We start from the raw sequence: 10,784 nt of genomic DNA, 5'->3' as shown, positions 1-10,784 counted from the left end.
TTAGCTCGAGTTTCATTTGCTGGCATCAATTAAGATACTCATTTTGTTTGTGTCACCGTTAGATGCACAAACTGTATTTCGTTAACGTTTTGCTGTTCAGTTTTCAAGGTTCATTTTTTTAAAAATAATGGAGCGGGTAGGGAGAATCGAACTCCCATCATCAGCTTGGAAGGCTGAGGTTTTACCACTAAACTATACCCGCATAAAAGTTGTAATTAGATTGTAATGGTGAAAATGTTTGGTGCGGTAAAGAGGATTTGAACCTCCACGGGGTTAACCCCCACTAGGCCCTCAACCTAGCGCGTCTGCCGTTCCGCCACTACCGCTTTGTTTCAGCGACAATTACTAGTATACACCTTCAGTTTAATAAGTCAAGAACTTTCTCAAAAACTTTTTTAAAATGAATGGTGAGCCGTACAGGATTCGAACCTGTGACCCTCTGATTAAAAGTCAGATGCTCTACCAACTGAGCTAACGGCTCGTATTAAAATGAATGGAACAAATCGTTCCAAATACCTTTGATCTCTCTAGTGCGTGTAACACGCAGTAAAAATGGCTGGGGTAGCTGGATTCGAACCAACGAGTGACGGAGTCAAAGTCCGTTGCCTTACCGCTTGGCTATACCCCATCAATGATAACCTACTATCAAATCTCCAGGGATTTGTTCGTTTTATTGAAAGTGACCCCTACGGGATTCGAACCCGTGATACCGCCGTGAAAGGGCGGTGTCTTAACCGCTTGACCAAGGGGCCTTTATTATATTGTCGCTTCAGCAAGTAAATCGTTTGTTGCGCTTGTCTTAGTCGACTTTTACTATTATAGACAGGGTCTAGCCATTCGTCAACCTTTTTAAGCAATCTTTTTAAAATAACTTTTCGATATGCTTTAAAACGTTGATGCGACAGCCTTTCCACTTGAATTATTTTTTAGCGACAATGCCTTCTTTCACTTCTCTTTGCCTAATTATATAAAAGGCATCCAATCGCTATGATTGAATGCCTTTTATGCTTTACTTCACCTTTGAGATCTCCCCAGCACATTTTCCACAGCGATATTTCGTACAATCCATTCTTCTACGCCTAGGATAATCTAATCCACAAGCTGTACAGCGATATAGATGGATGATTGTACTTTTCACTCTGCGTTCCGTAAGCGGCTTGCAATGACGGGGGGAATTTGTCTCTTTTAGTAGCTCTTTAAAGTCTGGATCTCCATGTTTATATCCCTTACCTTCTATATGAAGGTGATAGTGGCAGAGTTCATGTTTAATGATCCCGACTAATTCTTCCTCATCATGAAGCTTAATAACTAACGGATTAATCTCTATAAAATGATTGCTTAATTTATAGCGACCACCCGTCGTCCGCAGTCTGCTATTAAAAATCGCTTGATGGACAAACGGTTTATGGAAGATCTCCAATGAGATCTGCTCAACCAGCTGCTGTAAATGTTCTTCTGACATGCTGATTCTCTCCTTTATTTCTTAAGAGGAAGCATAGATAATGCAATACGCCCTTTTTGACGATCGACAGAATCAATCCATACTGTAACAATATCACCTGATGCAACTACATCTAATGGATGTTTGACATACCCATTTTTCATTTTGGATATGTGCACTAATCCGTCTTCTGAAACGCCAATGTCTACAAATGCACCGAAATCCACTACGTTGCGCACTGTTCCCTGCAGTTCCATTCCTTCATGTACGTCTTTGATATCAAGTACATCCGCTTTCAATAAGGGCTGTGGATAATCGTCACGCGGGTCACGATTCGGACGCTGCAATGTCTGTATAATATCTTGCAACGTGATTTCCCCGACTTCTAGCTGCGTAGCAAGTTGTGGAATATCCACGTGTTCTAGAGCAGTCGTTGCTTCTTCTGTGCCGAGCTGGGATTTGTCGAGTTGCAACTCTTTCAATACTGCTTCCGCTACTTTATAACTCTCTGGATGAATGCCCGTCGAGTCAAAACGCTCTTTTGATTCTGGAATGCGCAAGAAGCCAATTGCCTGTTCGTAAGTTTTCGCGCCGAGTCTCGGAACCTTTTTCAACTCTGTACGTTTCGTGAACTTACCTGCTTCCTCTCTTGCTTTAACAATGTTCTCCGCCACCGCTTTTGATAGACCTGAAACATACTGTAACAACGAAGATGAAGCAGTATTGACATTAACCCCCACACGGTTCACCGCAGTTTCTACAACAAATGATAAAGATTCAGTCAGATTCTTTTTCGCTACGTCATGTTGGTATTGTCCTACACCGATAGATTCTGGATCGATTTTCACGAGTTCAGACAATGGATCTTGTAGCCTTCTCGCAATAGATACCGCACTTCTTTGCTCTACCTGCAGATCAGGGAACTCTTCTCGCGCTTTTGCAGATGCTGAATATACACTCGCTCCTGCTTCGTTGACAATTACGTAGGAAACAGGTTCGTCCACTTCTTTAATTAGATCAACGATGAACTTTTCTGTCTCACGTGATGCAGTTCCATTACCAATCGCAATAATGGATATCGGATATTTCTTTAATAGATCAAGTATTACTTTTTTTGATGCTTCTTTCTGTGGTTTTGGCGGGTGAGGATAGATGACAGAGATATCATGAAGCTTTCCCGTTTCGTCCACTACCGCCAGTTTACATCCAGTTCTGAATGCCGGATCCACACCTAGTACTGTTCTACCTTTTAACGGTGGTTGTAATAGAAGGCTACGAAGATTTTCCGAAAACACATGAATTGCCTGCGTTTCTGCTTTTTCGGTTAATGTCGTGCGCACTTCTCTTTCTATTGAAGGAGCGATTAATCGTTTAAACGAATCTTCTAACGCTTCTTTTATATACGTTGTAGATGAAGAAGGGTGTCGCTTTAGATACGTACGCTCGAGATCCCCAACGATGCGATCTGTCGGGAAACTCACCCCTACACGTAATACATCTTCTTTTTCTCCTCGATTAATAGCTAAAACGCGGTGAGGTACGATTTTACTAAGAGGTTCTTCATATTCATAATAGTTTTCAAAAACTTTCCGTTCATCTTCCGCGTCTTTTTTAAGGACAGCCGTCAGTTTCCCAGAGGCCCATGTGATTTTACGGATTTTCTCACGCATTGTTGCGTCTTCCGATACTCTTTCCGCAATGATGAACTTAGCGCCTTCTAATGCATTTTCAATTGTATGGATTTCTTTTTCAAGATTGATATAGGTTTGTGCCGCAGATTCAATATTCGTGGATGACTGTTGCATTAATTGGTCAGCAAGAGGTTCCAAGCCATTTTCAATCGCAATCATCGCTTTCGTACGTCGTTTTTGTTTATAAGGGCGGTACAAGTCTTCGATTCGTTGCAATACCGTCGCGCGCTCAATATCTGCCTTTAACGTGTCATTCAACTTTCCTTGTTCATCGATTAAACGCAGGACTTCTTCTTTCCGCTGTTCAAGCGACTTAATATAATGATAGGCATCTTCAATATCTTTGATCTGCACTTCATCGAGAGAACCTGTTGCTTCTTTTCTGTAACGCGCAATAAAAGGTACCGTGTTGCCTTCTTCCAACAGAACGATGACACTCGCCGTTTGGCGTTTACTGATTCCCGCTCGGCTTGCTGTTGCTTCCATAAAATCCTTTGACAATTCAACCACCCTTTCTTCTTTCCATATAATAGCATGTTTCCAATGCAGTTTCCTTCTGCAACCATTTGTTTTCAGACACAAAAAAGCCGCTTCAACTTAATGAAGCAGGCTAGCTGCGATGAATGTCGCATCATCAGTATCTTCAATCGTACGTTCCACCTTTTTATACAATTGATAAGGAGTAGAGTTTTCTTGTAAGTACTTTTTAGGACTTCGCAAGTTTACGCCATCAGAATGAAGGAAGAACCGGTCGTTCTTATTATAAGGATATCTTTGTGTACGGGGCGACTGTGGTCGTCCCGAAAGATAACCCATTACCGGTAAAGGATAAATCATCTGACCATTTGATTGCAGAATATAGATACGGATGTTACCAACACAACTATATTCTAGGGTTTGCTGTTCGAAATACACTTTAACAATCCCCACTGCTGCACCACGTTTATGCAACATCTGTTTATTGCAGCGTAGTAACAAATCGTCAGGTGATTCATGATGATACAACTTTAAGACTTGTGGAATTATTTCAGCTGATTCTTTCGCTTCCGTTCCACTACCCAATCCGTCTGCAATCGCACATATGAAATAATCTTCTTCTGAATGAATGTAGTATGCATCCCCAGAATCTTTATTACCTTTTTTGGACTGTTGGTATATATATGCCTCTACATAGTCATTCTCAAAAGTTTCCACTAATTTGCACCACCGCTCGTTAGGATTACTTCTCGTAACTTCTTGATAGCTTTACGTTGCAATCTTGAAACATGCATTTGGGAAATATCTAGTAATTCGCCAGCTTCTTTCTGGCTCATTTGATCGATATATGTATATTGGATAATCTGACGTTCGCGGTCACTTAAAACGTTCAGTGCATTCAAAACAAGCATGCGCTGATCTGTTTTCTCAAAACCGCCATCAGTCTCACCGATGATATCGAGCAGTGTAATGGTTCCACCTTCTGAATCCGCATCTAGTGTATGGTCAATTGACAGCGCCTGGTAGCTTCTGCCCATCTCCATCGCTTCAAGTACTAATTCTTCGTCGGTACCAAGATATTCTGCTATTTCATAGACCATTGGCGAACGTTGAAATTCAGTCGTTAACGTTTCAACAGCCGCTTTTATTTTAGGCCCTAACTCTTTGATTCTTCGCGGTACGTGAACAGCCCATGTCTTATCACGCAAGAAGCGTTTAATTTCCCCTATTATTGTCGGTACAGCAAACGCTTCAAAGTTCCGTCCTTGTTCAGGATCATATCTTCGAATCGCTCCTAGTAATCCAAGCATTCCCGCCTGGACGATATCCTCATGGTGAGATTGCCCACGCGAATATTTGCGCGCGATAGAGTGTACCAGTCGCTCATAATGTAGGACTAGTTGTGTTTGGGCATCGTCATCATTATTCTTTTGATATTCATGTATCCATTTAAGGACTTGTTCTTTTGTCTCGCTGTCACGAGAAGACTGTTGATTTGACATGGTCCTCTCCCCGCTCTCTGCCCAAATATTTGGTCATGAAAACAATGACACCCTCCCCATGGTCAACTTTGACTTCATCCATTAAAGTTTCCATCAAGTAAAGTCCTAAGCCACCTTCTCTAAGTGGTGATTCCTCATTCCAATCTTGATAGGGTCCAATTTTTTTCTTTGTTTCTTCAAAATCAAAACTCTGACCATGATCCGTCACGACAATTTCCAAGCGATCTTTATAAAGGGCACATCCTAAAATTACTTCACCCGTTTTTTCATCATTGTACGCATGTTGTACAGCATTCGTCACCGCTTCACTTGCAGCGATCTTCAAATCTTCAATTTCGTCATATGTAAATCCAATACGACTCGCAAGACCAGATATAGCTAAACGTGCCACACCTACATACTGGGCTTTTGCCGGAACTTTTATTTCGATATAATCAAACGCTTGCATTATCTTCGCCACCTTTAGATTGTTCTATCTCCATAATCTCACTAAGGCCCGTGATTTCAAACAATCGGTAAAGGCGTTGGTTTAGTCCTGTAATAACTAATTTCCCATTATACGCTTTCACTTCTTTATAGTATCCGACAAATACGCCTAGCCCTGTACTGTCCATGTAATTTACTTCGGATAGATCTAATTCTACTTCGATTCCTTCTACCAACTCTAATGCAGCCAAATGCTCTTTCAATTTTGGCGCTGTATATATATCAATCTCTCCGATAACTTTAAAGTTATGCACGAGATCTTTATGAACTTGCTCAACTTGTAAATTCATTTCGCCACCCCTATCGTTTTCTCTATTTTCTATGAATGTATAACGTTATCATACCCACTACACACTCATTGTTTTATACCCAAACAAAATCATCTTAAACCTTCATTTTGTTTTTTTCAAAATTACAAGTGTGAAATCATCATGCAATTCATAATTCTGCATTTTAGAAAGCTCGCTAAATAAATAGTCAACCATCGCTTGCGCACTTTCCGAACGCACTTCGCGCAATAAGTTTTCTATAACATTCATTTCAATGAAACCCTTATCGGTCCTAGTTTCAGTTACACCATCCGTCATAATCACAACAAAATCATTATTTTCAAGACGTACTGTCCGTTCTTCATATACCGCTTCTTCTTGAACTCCAAGCAATAGTCCTTTGCTTTCTAGCAAACTGTAAGTGTCTTCTGAATCACGATAAAAAAGAGCCGGTTCATGTCCTGCCGAAGAATAGCGGAATACAGAGTTTTCCGTATCGTATTTTCCGTAAAACATGGAAATGAACATAGAATCAGCAATGCTCTGTTCTACCATTTTATTAATAAAGCTCAACACTTCAAAAGGATCTCGCTTCTCATATCGCAGACTATCCATACCGAATTTCACCATGGACATATGCATAGCTGCAGACATGCCTTTTCCAATGATATCAGCAACTGCCAAACAAACTTCTTGTTCCGTTTCCTTTAGAAAGTATACATAATCACCGTTCATTTGCTTCGATGGTCTGGAAATCCAACCTATGTCCAGACCCTCCAACACAGGAGTTGTCGTTTGCAACAAAGTATTTTGTACTCTAACAGCAATATCCATCTCTGTTTGAATAGCTTCTTGTTTGCGGATCAAGCTCTGATGCTCTTTGAGCGCTAGACCATAATGAATCATCATTTCGATTAAAAAGTCGAAAGACACGCTGACGTCGGCAGGTAGATCTTTAATTAACTCTTCAATAGACGTTTTATGAATACTGATGACATCTTCCGGCGCGATACTTTTTTCTATGAAGCTGCGGCTGAATTGCTGTCCCAAATAGAGATCTTCTTCTCCTTTGGAGTGCAGATAATTCTCCAGCATTTGCTTATACTGCTTACCCGCCTCTTGTGGCAATACCCTTCAACTCCTAGTGCAACCATTTAGTTGCTGTAATAGTGGTACCTACGCCCACTTCTGTTTCTACAGTAAAATCATCCATCAATCGTTTGACTCCTGGCATTCCTGCACCCAGTCCTCCTGAAGTCGTATATCCATCTGTCATAACTTTTTGCAAATCAGCAATTCCTGGTCCTTCATCGGAAGCGGTAATAAGTAAACCCACCCGTGCACCTACTGTAATAGGTACAATTTCGATACGACCTTTTCCTGCGTAAAGATATATATTTCTTGCCAACTCACTAATGGCAGTCGTTATTCTAGCTTGGTCGACTGTCCCAAAACCCGTACTTTTCGCCTCATTACGGCCTAATTGTCTAGCAGCAACAATATCCCACTCCGTCTTGATCTCTATAGAAGACCTGTGTTCCATGGTCAGGCCTCCAATTCTCTAGTCAATTTCTCTAACCCATTCTCTAGATCTAATGCAGTTGTCACGTTTTCTAAACGGATTCCTAATTCAATTAGCGTGATGGCTACAGATGGTTGAATACCTGTGATGACAACTTTCGCACCCATCAGACTTGTCATATGAATAACATCCCCAAGCACTTTTGCGATGAATGAATCAATGAAATCGATTGGTGTCAAATCGATTACAACGCCTCGTGCAGACGTTTTATGCAATTGATTCAATAAATCTTCTTGGAATTGTAATGCAGTCTGATCATCAAGCTCTACTTGAATAGATACAATCAATGTGTCTTTTAGCTTTAGAATCGGGATTCGCATCTTCATACTACAATTCCTCCTCCACAATTGTCCGACCTGTCATTTCAAGCGCTTTTTGCATACCTCTGCGCAACGTGCTTGTTGTTGAGAAATCTGTAAGATTAATACCAAGCGTTACAATAGTCTGCGCAATTTCTGGACGAATTCCAACCAGCATACATTTCGCTCCTACTAAACGAACCGCGTCTGCCGCCTGGATGATATGGTGCGCAACCATCGTATCTACTACCGGCACACCTGTAATATCAAGTAACACGACTTCAGCACGCTGCTTAACAACGCCTTCCAATAGATTCTCCATGATCAATTTCGCACGCTCTGTATCGATTGTACCGACCAATGGCATGACAGATATCTTGTCGAATACCGGAATCAATGAAGCCGATAATTCTTGTAATGCAATCTTCTGCAAAATGTCCGTACGTTCCCACTTCGTAGAATATTCTTCAATGATGCTTCCTCTTAACGGATTGATCCAATTTGAGAAGATAGTAACTCCCTCACGCAAGTTGGACTCTCGCAAAATCCCCGTCTCAAAGAATAGGTCATATACGACCGAAGAAAACGTATCTATTGCCTGATTGATAAATTTAATAGACCATCCAAAATGAATGATTTTCTCCGTGAACTCATCCAGTCGTGCCTTGTCCACTGTTTCGTGGTACGAAAGATTAGACGTCATCAGTTCAGTAAATTCCCTACTAGTTGTTGCTACTACAGATGCCGGCATTAATTCCAGAAAACGCTCATCAGCATTCTCTTTCATTCCCTCTATCCAGCGCGTAGTGATTGTATCTATATTCTCAGCTATACCTTTTCTCATGACTTCGTTCATCGTTATTTGTTCCTCCCTACATCTTCAGTTATCTCTATTGTATCGAATTCCCCTGCAAACTACATGTTTTTAATCATCTTTTTTAAAAATTACTATAAGAAAAACACTATAACCGTTTGGCTATAGTGTTTTAAGCAACCATTACTTCCTGGCGCCATCTGCAATAAAAGTTATTAGGATATGTATGCTAAAATTTAATAAGCCCGAAGCTTACTTGTAAAGCTTCATCGACTTGTTTCATTAACGCATCGTCTAAGTGTGTTATTTTGTCTGTGAGCCTTGACTTGTCGATTGTGCGGACTTGCTCGAGCAGGATAACTGAATCCCGCTCGAATCCATGCCGGGCCGCTGTAATTTCGACATGTGTCGGCAATTTTGCTTTTTGTATTTGTGCAGTAATGGCTGCCACAATCACTGTGGGACTAAATCGATTACCGATATCATTTTGGATGATCAGTACCGGTCTTGTTCCACCCTGTTCAGAACCGACTACAGGTGACAAATCTGCAAAAAAGACGTCTCCGCGTTTAATTGCCAACTTTTCATCCTCCGCTGACGCAACGTTCTACGGTATGCTGAGCTTCAAATTCCGCATATAAACATTCTGCCGCTATGTTGAGGTTGATTTGCGACATTTCCACATAACCTCTTTTCATGGCTTCACGTAATAAAGAAGCTTCACCATGTTCGATATGTTTCACATCTGTCATATAAACGAAATCTTCTTGCACTTGCTCCCATTGAAAGATTGCGTCTTCATTTTGCTGTTGCAATCTGGTTGAGGCTATACTAAGTATTCTTTTATCGTTTTTATCCGTACGCAAATCGAGCACCTCCGACAAACCCATCCCTCTATTTCTATATCATTTCTATCTTACCATTTATATTGGAATATGAAAAGACAAGGTTTGAAGTGTTTTGACAAGAAATACTAGTTTCGTCAGTAGAATGTCGAATCAAATGATCGTTGCGTCTTATATTTCGCCAGATAGTTTCGACTTTTTTTACGTATAGACTCTAGGTATCCGTGTAGAAAATGTTACAGCTATCTCATAGGGTATTGTATTTAGGCGTTCAGACCATTCCTCTAAAATTATTTCTTCGTTACCCTGTTTTCCAATCAATATTACTTTTTCGCCTTCAGGATATTTACAAGGTAATCGGATCATGCATTGGTCCATGCAAATAGTGCCGACAATTGGTACCCTCTTGCCATCAATTAGTACTTCCTGACCTTTAAGCGAACGCTTCAGCCCATCCGCATAGCCCACCGGTAATGTACCGATCCATTCTCCTTCAACCGCTTCATACGTACCACCATAGCTAATCTCCTCACCAACCGTCATCTGTTTCACGTAAGTTAACTCCGTTTCAATCGTCAATGCCCGTTCAAGCTTAAACGGCAACTGCTTTGCAACGGTATGAGATGGTGGTATACCGTATAAACTTATGCCAAAACGAACAGCATCTAAAGCATATTCAGGAAACACCAATGCCCCTGCGCTATTGGACGCATGAATGAGACGCGGTTTTTCTGGCAAACAATTCACTAGACGCATGAATCGTTCAAACTGTCGACGCGTTGGTTCGCGTTTTTCTTCATCTGCACGTGCAAAATGTGTGAATACACCATCAATAATTAGATCGGACTGTTGAATACGCTTCACCAATTGCGTGAACTCTTCTTCAGTCCGCACTCCAATTCTACCCATTCCGCTGTCGATTTTTACATGAATCCTGCATTTATTATCAAATGGTTGTTGCGCAATCACTTGATCTACCCAATTCTCACTTGTGACCGTTAAAATAATACGATGCTGTGCCGCTACAGCAGCAAATGATACCGGTGAAATTCCCAGCACGAGAATATCGGCTGTCGGCTGTGTTTTCCTAAGCGTCATAGCTTCATCTGGGGTGGCAACAGCGAACATTTCTGCTCCCGCTTGTACTGCAGCGGAAGCAGCCTGCGCGACTCCATGACCATATCCATCTGATTTAACGACCGCGATCAACTTAGTTTCTTTAGGTAAATAAGAAATAAGGTTTTCTGCATTGCGTTTAATAGCTGCTGTATTAATAATCGCTCGTGTTGGCCGATATTGTGTTTCGTTGAACATTTCCTTCCACCTCGTTATAGGATAGACTGTTGCATGAAATAATTATCTATCCAAAGGCACAGTC

Annotated in this window: 13 protein-coding genes and 5 tRNA genes; all 18 read right to left on the bottom strand. The window is 41.1% G+C overall.

Features of this window, described 5'->3' with window-relative positions; translation table 11 throughout:
- Positions 1 to 128: 128 nt before the first annotated feature.
- The 18 genes from CSV72_RS08955 to alr all read right to left on the bottom strand — a co-directional run bounded on the left by CSV72_RS08955 (position 129) and on the right by alr (position 10,720).
- Positions 129 to 202, bottom strand: a tRNA-Gly gene (locus tag CSV72_RS08955).
- A 37-nt stretch (positions 203 to 239) separates the two neighbouring features.
- A tRNA-Leu gene (locus CSV72_RS08950) sits at positions 240 to 326 on the bottom strand.
- A 79-nt stretch (positions 327 to 405) separates the two neighbouring features.
- Positions 406 to 481 (bottom strand) — tRNA-Lys (locus tag CSV72_RS08945).
- A gap of 72 nt (positions 482 to 553) precedes the next feature.
- A tRNA-Gln gene (locus tag CSV72_RS08940) sits at positions 554 to 628 on the bottom strand.
- A 52-nt stretch (positions 629 to 680) separates the two neighbouring features.
- Positions 681 to 752: transfer RNA gene (locus CSV72_RS08935), tRNA-Glu, on the bottom strand.
- Positions 753 to 1,009: 257 nt separating this feature from the next.
- Positions 1,010 to 1,462 (bottom strand): SprT family protein, encoded by a 453-nt coding sequence (locus CSV72_RS08930; RefSeq protein ID WP_099678040.1) that lies wholly within the window; start codon positions 1,460 to 1,462, stop codon positions 1,010 to 1,012.
- A 14-nt stretch (positions 1,463 to 1,476) separates the two neighbouring features.
- Positions 1,477 to 3,618, bottom strand: coding sequence for a Tex family protein (locus tag CSV72_RS08925; protein WP_099678043.1), 2,142 nt, complete (start codon positions 3,616 to 3,618; stop codon positions 1,477 to 1,479).
- A 111-nt stretch (positions 3,619 to 3,729) separates the two neighbouring features.
- On the bottom strand, positions 3,730 to 4,326 hold the full coding sequence (locus tag CSV72_RS08920) for a PP2C family serine/threonine-protein phosphatase (RefSeq protein ID WP_099633905.1): 597 nt from the start codon (positions 4,324 to 4,326) through the stop codon (positions 3,730 to 3,732).
- The gene (gene sigB / locus CSV72_RS08915) at positions 4,326 to 5,111 is read right to left on the bottom strand and encodes an RNA polymerase sigma factor SigB (protein WP_099633904.1); all 786 of its coding nucleotides are present in this window, start codon (positions 5,109 to 5,111) and stop codon (positions 4,326 to 4,328) included. The genes CSV72_RS08920 and sigB overlap by 1 nt, the downstream gene beginning before the upstream one ends.
- Positions 5,086 to 5,559 (bottom strand): anti-sigma B factor RsbW, encoded by a 474-nt coding sequence (gene rsbW, locus CSV72_RS08910; RefSeq protein ID WP_099633903.1) that lies wholly within the window; start codon positions 5,557 to 5,559, stop codon positions 5,086 to 5,088. Before rsbW ends, sigB begins: the two co-directional genes overlap by 26 nt.
- Entirely contained in the window at positions 5,546 to 5,887 is a 342-nt protein-coding gene (locus CSV72_RS08905; RefSeq protein WP_099678039.1) for an STAS domain-containing protein, read from the bottom strand. Before CSV72_RS08905 ends, rsbW begins: the two co-directional genes overlap by 14 nt.
- Positions 5,888 to 5,989: 102 nt before the next feature.
- A complete protein-coding gene (locus tag CSV72_RS08900) occupies positions 5,990 to 6,994 on the bottom strand; it encodes a PP2C family protein-serine/threonine phosphatase (RefSeq protein ID WP_199170078.1) in 1,005 nt (334 codons plus the stop codon).
- Positions 6,995 to 7,007: 13 nt separating this feature from the next.
- The gene (locus tag CSV72_RS08895; protein ID WP_099678038.1) at positions 7,008 to 7,409 is read right to left on the bottom strand and encodes an anti-sigma regulatory factor; all 402 of its coding nucleotides are present in this window, start codon (positions 7,407 to 7,409) and stop codon (positions 7,008 to 7,010) included.
- Between the two features lie 2 nt (positions 7,410 to 7,411).
- Positions 7,412 to 7,774 carry an STAS domain-containing protein gene (locus tag CSV72_RS08890; protein WP_083034138.1) on the bottom strand — a complete coding sequence of 121 codons (363 nt, stop codon included), beginning with the start codon at positions 7,772 to 7,774 and terminating at the stop codon, positions 7,412 to 7,414.
- A 1-nt stretch (position 7,775) separates the two neighbouring features.
- On the bottom strand, positions 7,776 to 8,603 hold the full coding sequence (locus CSV72_RS08885) for an RsbT co-antagonist protein RsbRA (protein WP_099678037.1): 828 nt from the start codon (positions 8,601 to 8,603) through the stop codon (positions 7,776 to 7,778).
- A gap of 187 nt (positions 8,604 to 8,790) precedes the next feature.
- The gene (locus CSV72_RS08880; protein WP_029054722.1) at positions 8,791 to 9,141 is read right to left on the bottom strand and encodes a type II toxin-antitoxin system PemK/MazF family toxin; all 351 of its coding nucleotides are present in this window, start codon (positions 9,139 to 9,141) and stop codon (positions 8,791 to 8,793) included.
- Between the two features lie 4 nt (positions 9,142 to 9,145).
- On the bottom strand, positions 9,146 to 9,451 hold the full coding sequence (locus CSV72_RS17225) for a transcriptional regulator (protein ID WP_099633899.1): 306 nt from the start codon (positions 9,449 to 9,451) through the stop codon (positions 9,146 to 9,148).
- Between the two features lie 156 nt (positions 9,452 to 9,607).
- On the bottom strand, positions 9,608 to 10,720 hold the full coding sequence (gene alr, locus CSV72_RS08870; RefSeq protein WP_099678036.1) for an alanine racemase: 1,113 nt from the start codon (positions 10,718 to 10,720) through the stop codon (positions 9,608 to 9,610).
- Positions 10,721 to 10,784: the final 64 nt, after the last annotated feature.

The sequence above is a fragment of the Sporosarcina sp. P20a genome (genome assembly GCF_002743175.1).
Classification (GTDB): Bacteria; Bacillota; Bacilli; order Bacillales_A; family Planococcaceae; genus Sporosarcina.
Note: the sequence above shows the minus strand (reverse complement) of the source record. Positions and strands in the feature narration are given on the sequence as shown.

Excerpts from the sequence above, each read along its gene's own strand:
- CSV72_RS08930 (WP_099678040.1), bottom strand. The coding sequence starts at position 1,462 with ATGTCAGAAGAACATTTACAGCAGCTGGTTGAGCAGATCTCATTGGAG.
- CSV72_RS08925 (WP_099678043.1), bottom strand. The coding sequence starts at position 3,618 with ATGGAAGCAACAGCAAGCCGAGCGGGAATCAGTAAACGCCAAACGGCG.
- sigB (WP_099633904.1), bottom strand. The coding sequence starts at position 5,111 with ATGTCAAATCAACAGTCTTCTCGTGACAGCGAGACAAAAGAACAAGTC.
- rsbW (WP_099633903.1), bottom strand. The coding sequence starts at position 5,559 with ATGCAAGCGTTTGATTATATCGAAATAAAAGTTCCGGCAAAAGCCCAG.
- CSV72_RS08905 (WP_099678039.1), bottom strand. The coding sequence starts at position 5,887 with ATGAATTTACAAGTTGAGCAAGTTCATAAAGATCTCGTGCATAACTTT.
- CSV72_RS08895 (WP_099678038.1), bottom strand. The coding sequence starts at position 7,409 with ATGGAACACAGGTCTTCTATAGAGATCAAGACGGAGTGGGATATTGTT.
- CSV72_RS08890 (WP_083034138.1), bottom strand. The coding sequence starts at position 7,774 with ATGAAGATGCGAATCCCGATTCTAAAGCTAAAAGACACATTGATTGTA.
- CSV72_RS08885 (WP_099678037.1), bottom strand. The coding sequence starts at position 8,603 with ATGAACGAAGTCATGAGAAAAGGTATAGCTGAGAATATAGATACAATC.
- CSV72_RS17225 (WP_099633899.1), bottom strand. The coding sequence starts at position 9,451 with ATGGGTTTGTCGGAGGTGCTCGATTTGCGTACGGATAAAAACGATAAA.
- alr (WP_099678036.1), bottom strand. The coding sequence starts at position 10,720 with ATGTTCAACGAAACACAATATCGGCCAACACGAGCGATTATTAATACA.